The organism is Alloactinosynnema sp. L-07 (assembly GCF_900070365.1).
Classification (GTDB): domain Bacteria; phylum Actinomycetota; class Actinomycetes; order Mycobacteriales; family Pseudonocardiaceae; genus Actinokineospora.
In genome coordinates, this window is record NZ_LN850107.1 from 4,965,453 (window position 1) to 4,985,671 (window position 20,219).

General features: G+C 69.0%; 19 protein-coding genes. 6 read left to right on the forward strand and 13 right to left on the reverse strand.

Features of this window, described 5'->3' with window-relative positions:
• Positions 1–2 precede the first annotated feature (2 nt).
• Positions 3–686 (reverse strand): response regulator transcription factor, encoded by a 684-nt coding sequence (locus BN1701_RS22150; protein WP_172803299.1) that lies wholly within the window; start codon positions 684–686, stop codon positions 3–5.
• Positions 687–782: 96 nt separating this feature from the next.
• Here BN1701_RS22150 and hisN point away from each other — a divergent pair, with 96 nt between their 5' ends.
• Complete coding sequence (hisN, locus tag BN1701_RS22155; protein WP_082859989.1) at positions 783–1,553, forward strand: histidinol-phosphatase; 771 nt, start codon at positions 783–785, stop codon at positions 1,551–1,553.
• A gap of 36 nt (positions 1,554–1,589) precedes the next feature.
• On the opposite strand, the gene BN1701_RS22160 is transcribed toward hisN, so the two are convergent.
• From BN1701_RS22160 to BN1701_RS22200, 9 genes are all read right to left on the reverse strand, one after another.
• Complete coding sequence (locus BN1701_RS22160; RefSeq protein WP_054051822.1) at positions 1,590–1,838, reverse strand: hypothetical protein; 249 nt, start codon at positions 1,836–1,838, stop codon at positions 1,590–1,592.
• Positions 1,835–4,336 (reverse strand): TNT domain-containing protein, encoded by a 2,502-nt coding sequence (locus tag BN1701_RS22165; RefSeq protein ID WP_054051824.1) that lies wholly within the window; start codon positions 4,334–4,336, stop codon positions 1,835–1,837. The genes BN1701_RS22160 and BN1701_RS22165 overlap by 4 nt, the downstream gene beginning before the upstream one ends.
• Positions 4,336–4,644 carry a WXG100 family type VII secretion target gene (locus tag BN1701_RS22170; protein ID WP_054051826.1) on the reverse strand — a complete coding sequence of 103 codons (309 nt, stop codon included), beginning with the start codon at positions 4,642–4,644 and terminating at the stop codon, positions 4,336–4,338. Before BN1701_RS22170 ends, BN1701_RS22165 begins: the two co-directional genes overlap by 1 nt.
• Positions 4,641–5,063 carry a YbaB/EbfC family nucleoid-associated protein gene (locus tag BN1701_RS22175; RefSeq protein ID WP_054051828.1) on the reverse strand — a complete coding sequence of 141 codons (423 nt, stop codon included), beginning with the start codon at positions 5,061–5,063 and terminating at the stop codon, positions 4,641–4,643. Before BN1701_RS22175 ends, BN1701_RS22170 begins: the two co-directional genes overlap by 4 nt.
• 192 nt (positions 5,064–5,255) lie before the next feature.
• Entirely contained in the window at positions 5,256–6,197 is a 942-nt protein-coding gene (locus tag BN1701_RS22180; protein ID WP_054051830.1) for a hydroxymethylglutaryl-CoA lyase, read from the reverse strand.
• Between the two features lie 2 nt (positions 6,198–6,199).
• Positions 6,200–6,760, reverse strand: coding sequence for a PH domain-containing protein (locus BN1701_RS22185; protein ID WP_054051832.1), 561 nt, complete (start codon positions 6,758–6,760; stop codon positions 6,200–6,202).
• An 82-nt stretch (positions 6,761–6,842) separates the two neighbouring features.
• On the reverse strand, positions 6,843–7,643 hold the full coding sequence (locus BN1701_RS22190) for a biotin--[acetyl-CoA-carboxylase] ligase (protein ID WP_054051834.1): 801 nt from the start codon (positions 7,641–7,643) through the stop codon (positions 6,843–6,845).
• Between the two features lie 43 nt (positions 7,644–7,686).
• Positions 7,687–9,162, reverse strand: a complete 1,476-nt coding sequence (locus BN1701_RS22195; protein ID WP_054051836.1) for an ATP-binding protein — start codon at positions 9,160–9,162, stop codon at positions 7,687–7,689.
• Between the two features lie 32 nt (positions 9,163–9,194).
• A complete protein-coding gene (locus BN1701_RS22200; protein WP_197672132.1) occupies positions 9,195–10,457 on the reverse strand; it encodes an ATP-binding protein in 1,263 nt (420 codons plus the stop codon).
• Positions 10,458–10,791: 334 nt separating this feature from the next.
• Here BN1701_RS22200 and BN1701_RS22205 point away from each other — a divergent pair, with 334 nt between their 5' ends.
• Both BN1701_RS22205 and BN1701_RS22210 read left to right on the forward strand, forming a co-directional pair.
• The gene (locus tag BN1701_RS22205; protein ID WP_054051840.1) at positions 10,792–12,429 is read left to right on the forward strand and encodes an acyl-CoA carboxylase subunit beta; all 1,638 of its coding nucleotides are present in this window, start codon (positions 10,792–10,794) and stop codon (positions 12,427–12,429) included.
• A gap of 14 nt (positions 12,430–12,443) precedes the next feature.
• Positions 12,444–12,653 (forward strand): acyl-CoA carboxylase subunit epsilon, encoded by a 210-nt coding sequence (locus BN1701_RS22210; protein WP_054056039.1) that lies wholly within the window; start codon positions 12,444–12,446, stop codon positions 12,651–12,653.
• Between the two features lie 13 nt (positions 12,654–12,666).
• Here the strand turns inward: BN1701_RS22210 and BN1701_RS22215 are convergent, their stop codons facing one another.
• Positions 12,667–14,376, reverse strand: coding sequence for a glycerol-3-phosphate dehydrogenase/oxidase (locus BN1701_RS22215; RefSeq protein ID WP_054056040.1), 1,710 nt, complete (start codon positions 14,374–14,376; stop codon positions 12,667–12,669).
• 247 nt (positions 14,377–14,623) lie between these two features.
• On the opposite strand from BN1701_RS22215, the gene BN1701_RS22220 reads away from it, so the two are divergent.
• Together BN1701_RS22220 and glpK are read left to right on the forward strand one after the other, a co-directional pair.
• Positions 14,624–15,367: an MIP/aquaporin family protein gene (locus BN1701_RS22220; protein ID WP_054056041.1), complete on the forward strand. Its 744-nt coding sequence runs from the start codon at positions 14,624–14,626 to the stop codon at positions 15,365–15,367.
• A 27-nt stretch (positions 15,368–15,394) separates the two neighbouring features.
• Complete coding sequence (gene glpK / locus BN1701_RS22225; protein WP_054051842.1) at positions 15,395–16,906, forward strand: glycerol kinase GlpK; 1,512 nt, start codon at positions 15,395–15,397, stop codon at positions 16,904–16,906.
• A gap of 48 nt (positions 16,907–16,954) precedes the next feature.
• Here glpK and BN1701_RS22230 read toward each other — a convergent pair whose 3' ends face one another.
• Complete coding sequence (locus tag BN1701_RS22230; RefSeq protein ID WP_054051844.1) at positions 16,955–17,335, reverse strand: DUF4190 domain-containing protein; 381 nt, start codon at positions 17,333–17,335, stop codon at positions 16,955–16,957.
• Positions 17,336–17,732: 397 nt separating this feature from the next.
• On the opposite strand from BN1701_RS22230, the gene BN1701_RS22235 reads away from it, so the two are divergent.
• Positions 17,733–18,743, forward strand: a complete 1,011-nt coding sequence (locus BN1701_RS22235; RefSeq protein ID WP_054056042.1) for a serine hydrolase — start codon at positions 17,733–17,735, stop codon at positions 18,741–18,743.
• Positions 18,744–18,777: 34 nt separating this feature from the next.
• On the opposite strand, the gene BN1701_RS22240 is transcribed toward BN1701_RS22235, so the two are convergent.
• Positions 18,778–20,178 (reverse strand): NAD(P)H-quinone dehydrogenase, encoded by a 1,401-nt coding sequence (locus tag BN1701_RS22240; RefSeq protein WP_054051846.1) that lies wholly within the window; start codon positions 20,176–20,178, stop codon positions 18,778–18,780.
• Positions 20,179–20,219: the final 41 nt, after the last annotated feature.

Consider the following 20,219-nt stretch of genomic DNA (forward strand, 5'->3'; position numbering starts at 1 on the left):
GACTAGTCGGCGTTGAAGCGGAAGCCGACGCCGCGCACGGTCGCGATCCGCCGCTCCGGGGTCCGCGGGCCGCCCTCGCCGAGCTTTCGGCGCAGCCACGACATGTGCATGTCCAGGGTCTTGCTGGTCTTGCTGGTCTTGAGGTCCGGGCCGCTCCACACTTCGCCCAGGATCTCCTCGCGGGTGACGACCTTGCCCGCGCGCTGGATCAGCACCCGCAGCAGCTCGAATTCCTTGTTCGCCAGGGTGACCTCGACCCCGTCGACGGTGACCACGCGCGCGGCCAGGTCCATCCGCACGCCGTTGACGTCGATCGCGCCCGGTGCCTGCCTGCGCAGCAGCGCGCGGATGCGGGCCAGCAGCTCGGCCAGCCGGAACGGCTTGGCCACGTAGTCGTCGGCGCCCGCGTCGAGGCCCACGACGAAGTCGACCTCGTCGGCGCGCGCGGTCAGCATCAACACCGGGATGCCACGGCCCGCCGCGCGCAGCCTGCGGCAGACGTCGAGGCCGTCGATCCCGGGCAGGCCGAGGTCGAGCACGAGCAGGTCGGGATGGCCGGTGGAGGCCACCTCCAGCGCACGGTGGCCGTCGGCCACCACCTCGACCTCGTAGCCCTCACGGTGCAGTGCCCGGGAGAGCGGGTCGGCAATGGCGGCGTCGTCCTCAGCCAGCAGCACCAGACTCACGGTGCCCAGCCTAGGCACTGTCCTGTGAGCCCGGCGCACGCTATCCGCGCCCACCGGACTCACAGGACAGCACCTAGGCGTGCGACGATCGTGCCCGTGTCAAGCGACCTGAGCTTCGCCCTGCGCCTGGCCGACGCGGCCGACGCGATCACCCACTCCCGGTTCCGCGCCACCGACCTCGTGGTCGAGCGCAAGCCCGACCGGTCCCCGGTGACCGACGCCGACACCGCCGTCGAGGACGCCATCCGCGCGCTGATCGCCGCCGAACGCCCGGCCGACGCGGTGGCGGGCGAGGAGCGCGGCGGCTCGGTCGTGGCGGGTCGCACCTGGCTGCTCGACCCGATCGACGGCACCAAGAACTTCCTGCGCGGCGTGCCCGCGTGGGCGACGCTGATCGCGCTGATGGAGGACGGCGAGCCGATCGTCGGCGTGGTCAGCTCCCCCGCGCTGAACAAGCGCTGGTGGGCCGCCCGCGGCGAAGGCGCCTGGGCAGCGGAGAGCGGCGGCGAACCGCGCCGGATCTCGGTCTCGGGCGTGCGCGACATCGGCGACGCCTATCTCTCGACGACCCACCTGAGCTCCTGGGTGGAATACCACTCGCGCGAGAAGTACCTGGCGCTGGCGGACGCCTGCTGGGAAAATCGCGCGTTCGGCGACTTCTGGCAGCACTGTCTGGTGGCCGAGGGCGTGATCGACATCGCCGCCGAGGCCATCGTCAACCCGTGGGACGTGGCCCCGCTGCGGATCCTGGTGGAGGAGGCGGGCGGCCGGTTCAGCGACCTGACCGGCGACCCCACCATCCACGGCGGCTCGGCGATGACCTCCAACGGCCACCTGCACGAGACCGCGCTGAAGCTGCTTGCCTAATTGATGATTCCGAACGCCTGATATCGGCTCGGGGCACTAACGCACGCCGACCGCGCCGCGCACGACCTGGGACCAGGTGAGCCTGCCGAACAGGTAGTGGCAGGCCACCGCCTCGCTGCTGAACCTGGCCCAGTCGTATCGGTTGCCCTGCTCGCGCCAGAAGACCTCCCACCCGTCGCCTTCGCGCACCAGGCACCAGGTGTTGTCGGCCTCGCCGCCGACGGTGACGACGTCGGCCGGAACGCCGACGGCCCCGAGCAGCTCGATGATCGACTCGGCGTTCACTGGTCTCCTCCGATGAGTTGCACGAGATACCCCAACGCCACCAGGTCAGCGGCGGACAACGTCGCCCGATACCGCTCACCACCACCCCGCTGCGCGAACCACGGCGCCGACACCGACCGCCACACGGGCAGCGGCCGTACCACCTGATACCGCCGATACCCCCCGTCGAGATGCGCGGGCGGCAGCGACCGGGCGGCGAAGGGGGTTCCGTCGGCGGAGAACACTCGCCCCTCGGGTGTGCCGAACCGATCGATGAGCGTGCCCACGGGCAGCGCCTCGGGTTCGCCGTCGGCGGTGCCGCCTTCGGGATAGAGCTCGCCAGGGGGCCAGGCGTACTCGGTGGCGAGCGCGTCGGGCCGAACCAGGAACCGCCGATCCCAGTCGCGCTCGTGCTGGCCGCCGAGGGGGTCGTAGCCGCCGACCATCGCGGGGGTGGGGGTTTGAGCTTGGCCGTCAGTCGGGCAGGCGGTGATTGTCAGGTCGACGGGGGTCGGGTGGTCATTGGGCGGGAACCGAAGGCCTGCGGCGTAGTCGACCTCAGCGGGTGGGGCGGGCAGCTGCCGCGTCGGTTTGGTCGCGGCGACGGGAAGGTGCCCGATAGGGAACATGTTCAGCAGGAACAGACTCGTGCCCTCGGAGTGCCCGCTCTCGGCGTCACCGGAGTGGCCATCCGGACTCGCCTGCCCGACCGACTTGCCGTCGCCTGCCTGCGCCGTAGACCTGGCATCGGTCGCCTGCCCCGCCGACTTGGCATCCGTTGCCTGCGCGGCCGACTTCGCGTCGCATGCTTGCCGCTCGCCTGGCTTGCTCTCGCCGTGGGGCCCGTGCCCCGGGCGTACCTCGCCCGCTGGCCCGTCACCCGTCGACCTGCCGAACGCGGACGCACCGACCCCGAACCCCACCATCGCGGCGATGGCGTCCTCAGACCGATCCTGACCACGCTGCTCCGACACCGAGGCCTGTGCGGAACCGGGCTGCCGAGCCCCACCCGCGGGCGCTTCCCCCCTCGGCGCGGGCGTGGGTGCGGCCTGCTGCTGACGTTGTCCCCCCTGGGCCGCGCCACCTCCCGCGGCCCCACCACCCGCGAGCGGCACCCCACCACCCACCGGCCCGGCCGGACCCGGCCCAGCGGGGGCCTGCGCGGCCGGAGGCGGATTGGCAGCGGGCGCGGCGGGAGCGGCCTGCGCAGGAGCCTCGATCACCGCGGCGGCAGCGGCCGCGTGAACGGCGCCATCCGCCACCGGAATCCCACTAGGCGGCGTCGGCGCATCCGATCCCGCGAAGGGAGCTTCTGCCATGGGAATGCCTGCGGGCGGTGTCGGAGCGTCCGCCAACAGGTCGCCCGCGTGCCCAGGATCACCAACGAGGTTGGTGATACCCGGGACCGCATCGCCCACAAGGTTGGTCGTACCCGCCAACACGTCGCCAACGAGGGTGGCCCCTGGGGCCAGGTCGCCCACCCCGCCTGCCAGGTGGCCCGCGCCCGCGAGGGCACCGCCTGCCAGTTGCCCCGTTCCAGCAACAACATTCCCCGCACCGGCAGCGGCCTCGCCAACCAGCTGTCCCGTCCCAGCGACAACGTTCCCGGCACCAGCGGCCACACCACCCACAAGGTCAGTGACCCCGCCAACCACACCGCCCGCCGGATGTCCTGCGACCACACCGCCTGCCAAGCCCCCAACCCCGGCAACCGCTTGCCCCGCCCCAGCAGCCACACCGCCGGCAAGTTGGCCCGCCCCCGCGACCACACCACCGGCCACCTGGCCGGTCCCCGCGACCGCACCGCCTGCCAGGTCCCCAACGCCGGCGACCAGCCCCGGCACAAGCCGCCCCGTGCTGCCCACGCCTGCCACATCCACGGCCGCAGGCATCCCCGAACCAGCGACTCCAGCCGCCGTGTCCGTGACCCCCTGCACCACCCCGGCCACCGCGTCGATCAAGCCGCTCAACCCGAATCCCGCGACCGCGCCGGGCTGGGCGTGCACCACGTCCCGAACCGCCGACACGTCCAGGCCCGAGCCCGGCACTACCGAGCTGACCAGCGCGTCCTTGATCGCGGCGATGTTGACCGCGGTGCCCTTGACCGCCGTGTCCAGGCCGAGCATGGCGGTCGGGTTGCCCGCGGCCGCGTCGGTGTTCTTCGCCAGGGCCGTGAGGTGGCGGACGATCTCGACCTTCGCCGCGCCCACCTGCTCGGCGGCGTGGTCGAGGCGGTCGGCCGCGGCGGTGCAGCCGGTGACGGTGGCCGTCAGGTGGCCGGTGTCGGGCGCGACGAAGGCTGACCAGTGGCTCGCGGCGGCCGTCGCGGCGTCGCCTTCGAAAGCGGTCAGGGTTGTTCGGGCGGCGGTGTCGGCCTCGGCGGTGACGGCGCCCAGTTGGGTGGCGGCGTCGCGCCAGGCCTGGGCGGCCGCGCGCAGGGCGTCCTCGTCTGCCTCGGGCCAGGTGACGCCCGCGGCGGCCGCGGTGGCGGCCAGTTCCGGGGGGAGCTCGATACCCATCAGCCCTGCGCTCCCAGCCGATCGACGTTCTCCTGCTCGCCATCGACATACGCCGCCGCGTTGCTCGCGAACCGTTCGCCGATGTCGCTCAGGCGGGCGGGCAGGCCGCCGACTGCGGCGAGGGTCTGGTCAGCTGCGCCTGCGTGCACGGCGGCGAAGCTCCGGCCGATTTCGTCGGTACCCCAGCAAGCACCGACGGCGCCGAGTCGGTCGGACAGGTCGCGGTGGATGGCCTCGACCCGCTCGGCGAATCCGGTGAACTGAGCCGCGTCGCGGGCGAGCTTGGCGGCGTCGACGCGCAGGGTCATGGCTTGCCCGTCCCCAGCCAGTGGACGTCCTCGAAGCTCTCGTCCTCCACCGGCAGCGGGTCGGTCTCGGCGGGCGTGAGGTCGGCCGTGCCGCGCAGCAGCGCGGCCGGGTCGGTGCCCGACGGCAGGACCGGTGCGACGATCTCGCAGGCCACGCGGCTCGCGCGGTCGGCAGCCACGGCTGTCGCCGCGACGATCACCGCCGCCAGTTCGTGTGGGCGGTAGGACCGGTACGCGCCGTCTGCGACGACCAGCCCAGTCAGCAGGCCCTGGGCCGACACGGTGGCGGTGACCAGCCCACAGGGACTGGTGCTCGACTCGTTGACCGCCGCGAGGGCGCGGTGGACCCCGGCGAGCTGATCACGGCCGCGGCGGTAGTCCGCGAGCAGATCCTCGACCTGGGCTCGGTGGTCGGCCACCTGTGCCACCTCCGCGAGTAGTCGGCACGGTCGCGCGTTGGACGCCACCCGACTCAGTTCGGTTCCCTGCGAGTTCAAAGCTTGGTGAGCAGGACGAACGTGCACCAGCAGCCCGACTGGGCGCCGTTGGGGCCGAACAGCCGCTCCAGCGCGGGCCAGCGCCGCTCGGTCAGTTCGACGATCTCCATCGGCCTACCCGCGTAGCGCCCGCACCACGCGCGACGGGCTGGGCCGCCCCAGCCGCTGGGCCATCCAGGCGCTGGCGTCGGCGAGTTTGTCCAGGTCGACGCCGGTCTCGATGCCCAATCCGTCGAGCATCCAGACCAGGTCCTCGGTGGCCAGGTTGCCGGTCGCGGACTCGGCGTAGGGGCAGCCGCCGAGGCCGCCCGCCGACGAGTCGACCGTGGTCACGCCCAGCCGCAGCGCGGCCAGGGTGTTCGACAGCGCCTGCCCGTAGGTGTCGTGGAAGTGCACGGCGACCGACGAGACCTCGATGCCCTCGGTGCCGCACGCGCCGATCACAGCCTCGACCTGGCCCGGCGTCGCCACGCCGATGGTGTCGCCGAGGGAGAGCTGCGAGCAGCCCATGTCCATCAGCCGCTTGCTGACCGCCGCGACCTGCGCGGGGGCGACCGCGCCCTCCCACGGGTCGCCGAAGCACATCGAGACGTAGGCGCGCACGTCCAGGCCCTCGGCGCGGGCGCGGCCGACCACGGGCTCGAACATCGAGTACTGCTCATCGAGCGTGCGGTTGAGGTTCTTGTTCGCGAAGGTCTCGGTGGCACTGCCGAAGATCGCGATGTCGCGGACCCCGGCGGCCAGCGCCCGGTCGAGCCCGCGCTCGTTGGGGACCAGCACCGGGTAGCGCACGCCGTCGACCCGGTCGAGCTTGGCGAGCAGGTCCTCGGCGTCGGCCAGCTGCGGCACCCACTTGGGGTGCACGAAGCTGGTGGCCTCCAATGTGGTCAGGCCCGCGTCGGCCATCCGGTCCAAGAACTCGATCTTGACGTCGACCGGGACGACCGTCTTCTCGTTCTGCAGCCCGTCCCTGGCGCCGACCTCCCAGATCGTCACCCGGGCGGGTAGCCCGCCACCCGGGGTGACGGCGGGCAGACCGACCTCACGCGCGCCCATCGTCAGCGACGTCCGCCCTGGTCGGGGTACTGCTGGGTGGGCGGGGCGGGCTCGGTGCCGGGTCGGTGGAAGTCGTCGTGCGGGTTGTCGTTGACCTCGCGGTACAGCAGGGTCTGGACCTTCTCCACGCCCGGGATGTCATCGAACATCAGCGGCTCCTGCGCGGAGGACTCCATGATCAGCGTGCCGCAGCCGACGATCCGGTCGATCAGGCCGTGCTCGAAGCGCACGCTGCTGATCCGCGACAGCGGGATGTCGATGCCGGTCCGGTTGATCACGCCGACCCGGTACATCACCCGGTCGGTGGTCACCACGAAGTGGGTCGTGCGCCAGCGGATGAACGGCACGAAGAACAGCCAGACGATCAGGATCAGTCCGACCGCGCCGATGCTGATCCACGCGATCGTGGCCCACGACAGGTCTTGGGCGAGGATCGCGCCCCAGATGCCCAGGCCGAGCACGACGACGAGGACCAGGTAGGGCAGCAGCAACATCTTCCAGTGGGGATGCTTGTGCAGCACGACGCGCTCGCCGTCGCTGAGCAAGTCGTCGGGGTATGCCACGGTGTCCTCCCGATCATCGCTGATGACGCGGCTACCGTACCGGCGGGCGGTTCCCGCGTGCGCGGGACTCACCAAGTTGCAATCATGCGCTCCGCAGGTGCACCACGTCACCAGCCGACACCGTGCGGGCCGCGCCCGCCGCGTCGACCACCAGCCTGCCATCAGCGTCGATGTCGATGGCGGTGCCCTGGAAGTCGCGGTCCTCCGGCAGTTCGACGCGCACGCGCTGGCCCAAGGTCGAGCAGTTGGCTCGGTACTCGGCAAGGAGCCCGGAGGTCGACAGGTCGCCCTCGGCGCCGCGCCACGAGCGCTCCGCCTCGTCGAAGGAGCGCAGCAGCGCCACGGCCAACTCGGCCCGGTCGCCCACCCCGCCCTCCTCGGCGATCGACGTCGCCGGGATCCCGCCGGGACCGGGCGGGACGGGGTCGGGCAGCGGGCCGACGTTGAGGCCGATCCCGACCACTACGGCACCGTCCTGGCCGACCTCGGCGAGTACGCCCGCGCATTTGGCCTGAGCCAGCCCGGCAAGCAGGTCGTTGGGCCACTTGAGCGTCGCCGTCACCCCGGCATGCCGCGCCGCGCGGACCAGCGCCACCCCCGCGACCAGCGACAACGAGCCCAGCCTGACGGCGGGGACCCCTTCGGGCCGCACCAGCACACTCAGGTAGAGCCCAGCGTCCGGCGGCGACACCCACGCCCTGGCCCGCCGACCGCGCCCGGCCGTCTGCGCCTCGGCGATGAGCACCGTCCGATCCGCCGCCCCAGCGGCGGCGAGCAGGTCGGCGTTGGTCGACCCGGTCGAAGACACCACGTCAAGCGCGGCGTAGGGGCCATGGGGCGTGACCAAGGCCGCACGCAGGGCCTCGGCGTCGAGTGCTGCCATGCCGATCAGCGTAGATCCGTTCGCCGCCGAAGGCTTCCCGGACTCACTCGGGGGCGTAGATCTGGTCGAGATCGATCAGCAGGATCCGGTCGTCGCCAGCGGCGGCGGCACGGAGTTCGTCGGTGAAACCAGCCCCGCTGTAGCAGGCCAGCTTGGTCGAGACGGTGTCCCAGCCCTTGGCGGCGAGCAGGCCCTGAGCCCTGGTCAATCGAGCGACATGCCCCAGTCCCATCGTTTCACCCCACTTCACCTCGCCCAGCGAAAGCAGACAGCGGGGCCCCCGGTCGGAGCTCGCCTTCACCACCACGTCGACTTCGATCTGTGTTCGATTCCCTGGGTCGCTGACCACACCCGCGCCCACTTCCGCCGGTCGACCCGCGAACAACGTCTCGTCCGCGCCCGCCGCGAACTCTCGGCAGAGTTCCTCGAAATGCGGGCCGACCACGTTCGAGAGATAGGTCTGCCGTGAATCGGCCCACACCGCGTCCGCCCGTGCCATTTCGAGATCGCGCCAGCGATCCCGCATGATCGCCTCGTAGAACGCGATCAACGGTTCCGCGATCCGATAGTGCGACCGATTCCCCTGAATCATGTCCGTATCGCGGACAACAAGACCGCAATCCTCAAGGACGTTGAGCGGATGGGTGATCTGATCGGACTTTCGGCCGACATAGGTCGCGATCTTGCCGTTGGTGGTCTTTCCGGACGCGATAGCCGCAAGGATCGTGTGATAAAGCGCCGGATCTCGGATGTCGGTTTCCTCAGCCAGGAGATACCGAGCTTCACGGAACAGCGGTGTGCGCGGATTCAGGACTGTCCGAGCCACCCAGGAGTCGAAGTCGGCGAGGTCAGCCGGGACATCACCGCCACTGAACTCGTACCGATAGGCCGGGGTGCCACCCACGATCGCGTGGACCATGACCGCGAGCCGCGCATCGGTGATCCCCCAGAACTCGGCTGAACTCCGATAACTGAACGGCTTGACGAGCATTTCCAGTCCGGCCCTGCCGCGCAGCGGTGCCTGCCCGGACAGCAGTTTTCCCATCACCGACATAGCCGATCCGCAGAGCAGAAGACGAACGGCGCTACCGAAGCCGCTTCCGCCCGGCCCGAGTTCCCGCTGGATGATGGACGGCAGGCTTGGTGAGGCCCTGACAAGGAAGGGAAACTCGTCGATCACGACCGTCGTGGGGTTCTCCCCGATGCCAGAGAACAGTCCGATAATCGCCTCGTTCCAGTCGTCGAACGCGGGCAGCCGAGTGCGGACATGCGGATCGAGCGCCCGCGCGAACCCACGCAGCGACTCGGCCTCGGTCGCCTCTGTCGCAGCGAAGTAGAGACCGCCGACCTGTTCGGCCAAGGATTGCAGCAGGAAGCTTTTGCCTTGCCTGCGTCTGCCGCTGATCACGCCGAGTGTGGCCCTCGGGCGCGAACCCACGGTGAGCCCCCGAGAGATGAATGAGGTCATCGCCTGCCACTCATCGTCCCGATCAAAGATCCAGTCCGGCTTGTCCACCATGGTGACAGGTTACAGAAGTACACTTCCCGGAACTACACTTCCGTACTAATCGGGGCGTAGATCTGGTCGAGATCGATCAGCAGGATCCGGTCGTCGGCAGCTGCGGCAGCGAGGAGTTCGTCGGTGAAACCGGCCCCGCTGTAGCAGGCCAGCTTGGCCGCGCGGGTGTCCCAGCCTTTGACGGCCAGCAGGTCCCTGGCCCGAACGAGCCGCGAAATGTGGCCGACGCCCATGACCTCGCCCCACTTCACCTCGCCGAGTGCCAGTACGCCGCGCGGTCCGTCGGCGGGTGCGGCGAGTACTACGACATCAATCTCGATCTGGGTGCGGTTCTGCGGATCGTTGACCACACCCGCGCCGACCTCCGAGGGAAAGGCACCGAACACGCTTTCGTCGACGTCGGCGGAGTACTCACGACAGAGTTGTTCGAAATGTGGGCCGACAACCTTTGACGTGAACATACGGCGCGAGTCCGCCCACAGCAACGCCGCCCGCTTCCGCTCAAGCTCAGACCAACGCATCCGCATGATCGCCGCATAGAACGTGATCAGCGGCTCGGCGATCCGGTACCGGTAGCGATTCGACCGGAAAAGGTCCGGTTCGCGGGCCACCAGTCCACAGTCCTCGAGCACAGCGAGAGGATGGGCCAACTGATCGGCTTTCCTGCCGATATAGCTCGCGATCTGTCCATTTGCCGTGTTGCCCGCAGCAATCGCAGCCAGCACGGCGTGATAGAGCGCGGGATCGCGGATGTCCGATTCCTCGGCCAGCAGGTAACGCGCTTCCCGGAACAGCGGCATCCGCGGGCTGAGCACCGTCCTGGCGACCCAGGAGTCGAAGTCATCAATCCCTTGTGGAGTGTCGTCGTCCACAAAGTCCCCGCGATAGGCGGGCGTGCCTCCCACTATCGCGTGGAGCTGAACAGCGAGCTGTGGATCATCGATGCCCCAGAATCGACTCGCGGCCCGATATCCGAATGGTTGGACGACCAGTTCCAGGGAGGCGCGCCCACGCAGAGGCGCCTGCCCGGAAAGCAGCTTTCCCATGGCCGACATCGCGGATCCACAGAGCAGCAACCGGGCCGAACTCTCCTGACCGGATCCGCCTGGCCCCAGCTCACGCTGGATGATCGAGGGCAGGCCGGGGGAAACCTTGGAGAGGAACGGGAATTCGTCGATGACCACCGGGACAGCGCGGTCGCGCACCGCGTGGAACATGGCCGAGATCGCATCGTTCCAGTCGCGGAAGGGCTCTGGAGCGACACCCGAGTACTCGGCGAGCGCCGCCGCGAACATCCGCAGAGACTCCTGTTCGGAGCCCTCGGTCGCGGCGAAGTAGATGCCGCCGGACTGCTCGGCGAGCGCTTCCAGCAGGAAGCTCTTGCCCTGCCTGCGACGTCCGCTGACGATGCCGAGTGTCGCCGAGGATCGGCGGCCCTGGACGAAGCTGGTCAGGCCCTCCCACTCCCAGTCCCGATCGAAGACTTCACTCGGCTTGGTGTACATCGACATCCCTTACTGGGTTGCAGTTCAGTGAACTGTGCTTCAGTGAACTATGATTCATCATGTCGAGGTGATGTCGGATACGCCACGCCCGCCGAATGGCGCAGGATCGCTAGGCTGCCGGTCCATGAGCAGCGCGACTGAGCCGATCGGCACTCCGCCCGTGGACGAGCCCGACATCCACACCACCGCGGGCAAGCTGGCCGACCTCTACCGCCGCAACGACGAAGCGGTGCACGCCGGGTCGGCCCGGGCGGTGGAGAAGCAGCACGCCAAGGGGAAGATGACCGCCCGCGAGCGCATCGACATGCTGCTCGACCCCGGGTCGTTCATCGAACTCGACGAGCTGGCCCGGCACCGGTCGACCAACTTCGGCCTGGAGAAGAACCGGCCGTACGGCGACGGCGTGGTGACCGGCTACGGCACCGTCGACGGCCGTCCGGTGTGTGTGTTCTCCCAGGACGTGACCGTCTTCGGCGGCTCGCTCGGGCAGGTGTACGGCGAGAAGATCGTCAAGGTCATGGACCTGGCGATCAAGACCGGCCGCCCGATCATCGGCATCAACGAGGGCGGTGGCGCGCGCATCCAGGAGGGCGTGGTGTCGCTCGGCCTCTACGGCGAGATCTTCACCCGCAACGTGCGCGCGTCGGGCGTGGTCCCGCAGATCTCGCTGATCATGGGCGCCAACGCGGGCGGGCACGTGTACTCCCCCGCCCTGACCGACTTCATCGTGATGGTCGACCAGACCTCGCAGATGTTCATCACCGGCCCCGACGTGGTCAAGACCGTCACCGGTGAGGAAGTCACCCTCGAAGAGCTCGGCGGCGCGCGCACGCACAACACCAAGTCCGGTGTCGCGCACTACATGGGCGCCGACGAGGAGGACGCGATCTCCTACGTCAAGGAGCTGCTGTCCTTCCTGCCGTCGAACAACCTGTCCGAGGCGCCGGTGTTCCCCGGCTTCGCCGAGGACGGCGCGGTCTCCGACAGCCTGACCGACACCGACCGCGAACTCGAGACGCTGATCCCGGACTCGGCCAACCAGCCGTACGACATGCACGAGGTGATCAACCGCGTCATCGACGAGGGCGAGTTCCTTGAGGTGCACCCGCTGTTCGCGCCGAACATCATCGTCGGGTTCGGGCGGGTCGAGGGCCAGAGCGTGGGCATCGTGGCCAACCAGCCGACGCAGTTCGCGGGCTGCCTGGACATCGACGCCTCGGAGAAGGCGGCCCGGTTCGTCCGCACCTGCGACGCCTTCAACATCCCGGTGCTGACCTTCGTCGACGTGCCCGGCTTCCTGCCCGGCACCGACCAGGAGTGGACCGGCATCATCCGCCGCGGCGCGAAGCTGATCTACGCCTACGCCGAGGCCACCGTCCCGAAGATCACGGTGATCACCCGCAAAGCCTACGGCGGCGCCTACGACGTCATGGGCTCCAAGCACCTCGGCGCCGACATGAACCTGGCCTGGCCCACCGCCCAGATCGCGGTCATGGGCGCCTCCGGCGCGTCGAACATCCTGCACCGCAAGACCCTCAAGAATGCTCTTGCGGCAGGCGAAGACGTGGACGCGCTGCGCGCCAAGCTGGACCGCGAGTACGAGGACACGCTGCTCAACCCGTACGTCGCGGCCGAGCGCGGCTACGTCGACTCGGTGATCCCGCCTTCTTACACGCGGGGCTATGTCGCCCGTTCGTTGCGCATGCTGCGCGACAAGCGGGAGACTCTGCCTCCTAAGAAGCACGGCAACATCCCCCTGTGAAGCAGGAGCAGCCCGTGACCGAGACCCCCATCCTGCGCGTCGTCCGAGGCACCCCGGACGACGTCGAACTGGCCGCCCTGACCGCGATTGTCGCCGCTGCGGGCAACGCGGCGGCCGACGAAAGCGCCACCGACCAATCGGCGTGGTCGTCCCGCACGTCAGCGGTCCGCCGCCAGCTCGACCACGGCCCCGGCGCCTGGCGCGCGTCAACCCTGCCGCACTGAGCACTCAAATCATCTAGAGAACCGGCTCCAACAGATGCGGCCGCGCTTCCGGCGCGGCCGACCGCGTGGCGTCGGCGGCCTCGTCGTCCGGCAGGGTCTGCGAGTCACGCTCCGCTTCGACTCTGGCCAGATACACCGCGACCTCGTGCTGAACCTGCGAAGCGGACCACCCCAGCACCGACCCCATCAACGCGGCCACCTGCTCGGCGCAGTCGACCCCACGATGCGGATACTCGATCGAGATCCGCGTCCGCCGAGCCAACGTGTCCTCGATGTGCAAAGCACCTTCACACGCCGCCGCGTACACGATCTCGACCTGCAGATAGTCCGGCGCCGCGTCGACCGGCTTCAGCAGTTCCGGGCGTTCCGAACCCAGGTCGAGCACCTCGTGGACCAACGCCCCATACCGGTCCAGCAGATGCCGCACCCGATACGGATGCAGCCCATGCCGCGCCGCCAGCAGGTCGGCCTGGTTCACCAGCGCGTGATACCCGTCTGCCCCCAACAGCGGCACCCGATCGGTGATCGAAGGCTGCAACCGCCCCGGCAGGTCGACCGAGGCCGCGTCCACCGCGTCGGCCGCCATCACCCGGTAGGTCGTGTACTTCCCGCCCGCGATGGCGACCAGCCCAGGCGCGACCCGGGCGACCGCGTGCTCACGGGACAGCTTTGAACTCTCCTCACTCTCGCCCGCCAACAACGGCCGCAACCCCGCGTAGACGCCCTCGATGTCGTCGTGCGTCAAAGGGGTCGCGAGCACCGTGTTGACGTGATCAAGGATGTAATCGATGTCGGCCTTGGTGGCCGCCGGATGGGCCAGATCGAGATTCCAGTCGGTGTCGGTCGTCCCCACAATCCAGTGATTGCGCCACGGAATCACGAACAGCACCGACTTCTCCGTGCGCAGGATCAGCCCGGACTCGGAGACGATCCGGTCGCGCGGGACGACGATGTGCACGCCCTTGCTCGCCCGCACCCGAAACCGGCCCCGGCTGCCGGAGGCGCGCTGGATCTCGTCGGTCCACACGCCCGTGCAATTGATCACCACGTTGGCCCTGACGTCGGTCTCGCGGCCGTCCTCCACGTCACGGACGCGCACCCCCGCCACCCGGTCGGCCTCCCGCAGGAAGGCCACGACCTGCGTCGACGTGCGCACGACGGCGCCGTAGTGGGCCGCGGTGCGCCCGACGGTCATGGTGTGGCGGGCGTCGTCGGCCTGGGCGTCGAAGTAGCGGATGCCGCCGATCAGCGACCCGCGGCGCAGCGCGGGGACCATCCGCAACGCACCCGCACGGGTGAGGTGCTTCTGGCCGGGAACCGACCGGGAACCGCCCATCGTGTCGTAAAGGAACAGACCAGCGGCGGTATAGGGCCGCTCCCAGATCCGCTTCGTCAGCGGGTAGAGGAAGCTGACCGGCTTGACCAGATGCGGGGCCAGCCGGGTGAGCATCAACTCGCGCTCGCGCAGGGCCTCGCGGACCAGGCCGAACTCCAGTTGCTCCAGGTACCGCAGGCCGCCGTGGAACAGCTTGCTCGACCGGCTCGACGTCCCCGAGGCCAGGTCGCGCGCCTCGACCAGGGCGACCTTGAGCCCCCTGGTGGCGGCGTCGAGGGCGGCTCCGGTGCCGACGACGCCGCCGCCGATGATCACCACGTCGAACGTCTCTGACCCGAGCTTCTCCCAGGCCTGGGTCCTGACCGCGGGATCCAGCCTGCCGCCGATCGGGTCCGATGTGGATCGTGGGGGCTTGCGCGTGGCCACTTCCGCCTCCCTGCTCGTCACACTCGTCCCCGACGCTACCGCGTTCGAGGTGAGCGGGCATGGGTGCTCTGAGCCAACGGATGGACAGCGGCGCTAGCCGCAGGTAGCGTCCAGTCTCACTCAGGGTAGGCAGCGCAGCCGCCCGTGCCAGGTCGCCCCTGCCTGCCCCTCCGCCGCACAATGAGCGCGAGGGAGATCACTGGTGAACCTGAACTTCGGCGAGATTTTCCTGTGGGAACTGATGGGCACCGCGGCGCTGACGCTGCTGGGCTGTGGTGTCGTGGCCAACGTCGTGCTGAAGAAGTCGCTGGGCCACAGCGGCGGCTGGCTGCTGATCAACATCGGCTGGGGTTTCGCCGTCTTCACCGGCGCCAGCATCGCCGCGCCAAGTGGGGCGCACCTGAACCCGGCCGTCACACTCGGATTGGCGTCGGCCGACAAGCTCGACTGGGACAAGCTCCCGGCGTACCTGTCCGGCCAGATGGTCGGCGCGTTCCTCGGCGCCGTGCTGTGCTGGGTGACCTACAAACTGCAGTTCGACACCCATGACGAGCCCGCGGCCACCCGCGGCATCTTCGCCACCGGACCGACCGTGCCCAACTACGGCTGGAACCTCGCGACCGAGATCATCGGTACGTTCGTGCTCGTGTTCTGGATCCTGACCAGCCCCGGCGTCACCGCGGGCGCCGAGGGTGGCCTGCCCCAGTTCGGCAACGCCGCGCTCGGCTACGCGGCGGTAGCGTTCGTGGTCATCGGGATCGGCAACTCCCTCGGTGGCCCGACCGGCTACGCCATCAACCCCGCCCGCGACCTCGGCCCGCGCATCGCCTACGCGGTGCTGCCGATCAAGGGCAAGGGCAGCGCCGACTGGAACTACTCGTGGGTCCCGGTGGTGGGCCCGCTCGTCGGCGCCGTTCTCGCCGGCCTGCTCTCCCAGATCCTGCCTTCCTGACCGTCGCGACGAGAGGCGAACGAACCGATGACCAAGTACGTGGCCGCGGTCGACCAGGGCACCACCTCCACCCGCTGCATGATCTTCAGCCACGCGGGTGAGGTGGTCGCGGTCGACCAGCGCGAGCACAGGCAGATCTTCCCGCAGGCCGGGTGGGTCGAGCACGACCCCGAGGAGGTCTGGGAGAACACCCGCGCGGTCGCCGCGGGAGCGCTGGCCAAGGCGGACCTGCACGTCGCCGACATCGCCGCGGTCGGCATCACCAACCAGCGTGAGACCTCCGTCGTGTGGGACCGCAAGACCGGCAAACCGGTCTACAACGCGATCGTCTGGCAGGACACGCGGACGGACCGCATCGCTACCGAGCTGGGCAACCTCGGTGACGGCCAGGAGCGCTACCGGGCCAAGACCGGTCTGCCGCTGGCGACCTACTTCTCCGGCCCGAAGATCCGCTGGATCCTCGACAACGTCGACGGCGCCCGCGCCAAGGCCGAGGCCGGGGACCTGATGTTCGGCAACATGGACACCTGGGTCCTGTGGAACATGACCGGCGGCCCCGACGGCGGCGTGCACGTCACCGACCCGACCAACGCGTCGCGGACGCTGCTGATGGACCTGTCGACCCTGTCTTGGGACGCCGATATCGCAGGCGAGATGGGCGTGCCGCTGGCGATGCTGCCGGAGATCCGCTCGTCGTCGGAGGAGTACGGCAACGTCCGGGAGCGTGGCGCCCTCGCGGGCGTGCCGATCTCGGGCATCCTCGGCGACCAGCAGGCGGCGACCTTCGGCCAGGCGTGCCTGTCGCCCGGCGAGGCCAAGAACACTTACGGGACAGGCAATTTCGTGCTGCTCAACACGGGCACGGATCAGGTGATGAGCCAGAACGGCCTGCTGACAACGGTTTGCTACAAGATCGGCTCGCAGGATCCGGTGTACGCACTGGAAGGGTCGATCGCGGTGACCGGGTCGCTGGTCCAGTGGATCAGGGACAACCTGGGCATGATCAGCTCGGCGGCCGAGATCGAGGAACACGCCCGCACGGTCGAGGACAACGGCGGCTGCTATTTCGTCCCCGCGTTCTCCGGCCTGTTCGCCCCCTACTGGCGCTCGGACGCGCGCGGCGCGATCGTCGGCCTGACGAGGTTCGTGAACAAGGGCCACCTGGCGCGCGCGGTCCTGGAGGCCACCGCGTTCCAGACCCGTGAGGTCATCGACGCCATGAACGCCGACTCGGGGGTGCCGCTGACGGCGTTGAAGGTCGACGGCGGGATGGTCGGCAACGAGCTGCTGATGCAGTTCCAGGCCGACATCCTCGGCGTCGCCGTCATCCGGCCCAAGGTCGCCGAGACCACGGCTCTTGGCGCGGCGTACGCGGCGGGCCTGGCGGTCGGCTTCTGGGAGAGCGAGGACGACATCCGCACGAACTGGGCCAAGGACAAGGAATGGACCCCCGCGATGGACGACGCCGCGCGGGACAAGAACTACGCCCAGTGGAAGAAGGCCGTGACCAGGACGTTCGACTGGGTCGAACACGACTGAGCCGCCGGTCGGCCCAGGTCGGGAGTGGGCCCCGACCTGGGCGACCGGTCAGCTCGACGCGACCGCGATGAACGCGATCAGCCAGATCGTCACCCCGATGACGCCGCACACCAGGCCCGCGATGGCCAGACCCTTGTTGTTCGCCTCGCCGCGGTTGGCCTTGGCCATGCCGACACCGGACAGCGACACGCCGATGATCGCCAGGACGAGGCCGATCAGCGGAACCCAGAACAGGATCAGGCCGAGCAGGCCGGTGACGAACCCGGCGGTGCCGAGCCCGTTCTGCGGCGCGGCCGGACCGTGGTACCCGGCCTGCGCCGGATATCCCTGCTGCGGGTATGCGGGCGCCTGCGGCGCATAGCCGTAGGAGCCTGGCTGCGACTCAGCGGGCTGGCCATAGGGCTCGTCGGATTGCGGCGGATACGTCACAGGACTGTGCCTCTCTCAGTGGTAGATCCCCGCACGCCATGTCGCGGCCCGACTGCCCACCGTTACGGGCCGCGGCTATCTGCGGGCCGATATCGGTTCGAACAACAGCCTCGGCACCTGGCCGATACCGCCACACCGCGGGCAGAAGTCCCGTCGGTTGGGCGCGAGCCCTGAGCCAAGACATTCCGGACATTCCATTCGGCGAGACATAGTGCCTCCAGAGACCGTCGGGACCGGACTGGTTCCCGCGTCTCCAGACGTACCGCGCCAGTAGAGCGATCCCTATACGTTTGGGGGAGATTCACCCAACCCGGCTACCCAGATGTGTGGCTCGAACACGGTGAGTATGTCTCGTGTCTTTGTCACCCGACTCGACGGTTTCTGGTTGACTCGGATCATGAACGTGAATCGAAGGTCCGCACTGGGCCTGGGTGCCGCCGCTGTCGGCACCGTATTGGGGGTCGGAACCACTACCGCCGCGGCGGAGGACGCTTCGACGACCGCCGCCCAGGCGTGCGGCCGGGTCAGGAGGGTCTACGAGCGCGAGACCGCGAAGTCGCTGGGCACGTGGGCGTCGTATATCAGCGTGTCCGATGTGGACGGTGCGGCGAGCGCGGCTGTCGATGTTCGGGCCGATGAGGTTGTGGAGGCGTACAGCGTCAACAAGATCGCGGTCGCGGTGGCGGTGTTGGACAAGATCGACCGCGGTCTGCTGACGCTCGATCAGCGGGTGGAAGTCAGTAGTGCCATTGTCAGTCGGGACACCGATGGGATCTTTGGTCTCGATGGGGCGTACCCGAGTCAGGTGACTCTTGGGCACGTGCTCGCGACGCTGCTTACGGTGTCTGACAACACTTGTGTGCGTCTGTGTGGTCTCGTTTGTCCGGCCGCCGAGTTGAATGAGATCTTGCGGGGTAAGGGGTTTGTGCATACGCAGGTGAAGCCGGTGGCGAATCCGAATCGGTTCTTCCTGGGTAAGACGACGGCGCGGGAGACGCATGCTTTGCTGCGGCGGTTGGTTGATGGGGAGTTGCTTTCGGCGACGTCTTCGGCTTATCTGTTGTCGCTTCTGCGGTCGCTAACCTCGTTCACTGATGGCATCCGGCTGAATCTCAGCTCCGCGGAACGCCTGAAAGTAGCGACGAAGGCAGGCTGGTTCGCCGACGGGCGCAACGAGGCGGGCATCGTGTTCAACACCGCTGACAAGCCGACAGCGTTCTACGCGCTGTTCGCGTCCGGTCAGTTCGCCGGTGATCAGGCCGCGAACGCCGACAACTACAGCGCGAACCACCCTGCGCTGCGGGCACGGCAGGTGATTGGGCGGACGTTGGTTGACGCGGTCGCTCGGCTTGACACTCCTGCGGCTCGGCAGGCCGCGCCGGGGTATCGGGCGTCGAACGGAGGCTGAGCCGGTGGGCGCCTGTCCCTCACCTTGTCTATCTCTAGTCCAGGTCGTCGTGACGCATGAGCTGGCGGCCTGCCTCGGTGATCGAACCCGACAGGGACGGGTAGACCGAGAAGGTGAGGGCCAGGTCATCCACTGTCAGCTGGTTCTGCACTGACAGCGCGATGGGGAGGATCAGTTCGCTGGCGCTGGGGGCGACGATCACGCCGCCGATCACCACTCCGGTGGCGGGGCGGCAGAACAGCTTCACAAAGCCTCGACGCAGACCTTCCATCTTGGCTCGGGCGTTGGTGGCCAGGGGGAGCATGATCGTGCGGGCTGGGACTTCGCCCGAGTCGATGGCCTGTTGGCTGATTCCGACGGTGGCGATCTCGGGGTGGGTGAAGACGTTGGCGGCGACTGTCTTCAGCTTGATCGGTGCGACGCCCTCGCCCAGGGCGTGCCACATGGCGATGCGACCCTGCATCGCGGCGACCGAGGCGAGCATCAGGACGCCGGTGCAGTCGCCCGCCGCGTAGACGCCGGGGACGCTGGTGCGCGAGACCCGGTCAACGGCGATGAAACCGCCGGGGCCGAGGTCGATGCCGATTCTGTCCAGGCCGATGTCGCTGGTGTTGGGGACCGAGCCGACCGTCATCAGGGCGTGGGAGGCCTCGACGATCTCGCCGCCCTTGAGGTGGACCTTGACGCCCTTGTCGTCGCGTTCGATCTTTTCGGCGCGGGCGTGTTTGACCAGGGTGGTGCCGCGTTCGGAGAACACGTCCTCCAGGACCGCGGCGGCGTCGGCGTCCTCGTGGGGCAGGACGCGGTCGCGGCTGGAGATCACCGTGACCTTGACGCCCATCTCGATGAAGGCCGAGGCGAATTCGGCGCCGGTGACGCCGGAGCCGACGACTACCAGGTGTTCGGGGAGTTGTTCCAGGTCGTAGATCTGGCGCCAGTCCAACACCCGTTTGCCGTCTGGCTCGGCTCCGGCGATGACCCTCGGGGTGGCGCCGGTGGCGATCAGCACGACATCGGCGTCGAGGATTTCGACGGTGTCGGCGGTGGTGACCTCGACCCGGTGGGCGGCCATGCCGGGGCGGTCGTCGCAGAAGCGGGCGTTGCCGATGAGGATCTTGACGCCTTCGCGCTGGACGCGGTTGCGGACGTCGGCGGACTGGGCCAGGGCCAGCCCGCGCACACGCCCCCGAACCACGGGCAGGTGCACTGACGAGTCGACGTCGTCGGTGCCGATGCCCAGTTCGTCGGCGTCGCGGAAGGCTGAGCGGGCGCCCGCGGAGGCGATGAACGTCTTGGACGGGACACAGTCATAGAGCACGCAGGCGCCGCCGAGGCCGTCGCGTTCGATGACGGTGACATCGGCCCCGTGCTGAGCGGCGACCAGGGCCGCCTCGTACCCGGCCGGGCCGCCACCCATGATCACGATCCGGGTCACTGGTGTCCTCCTACATCGAGCTCGCGTCCGCGATTACCGTA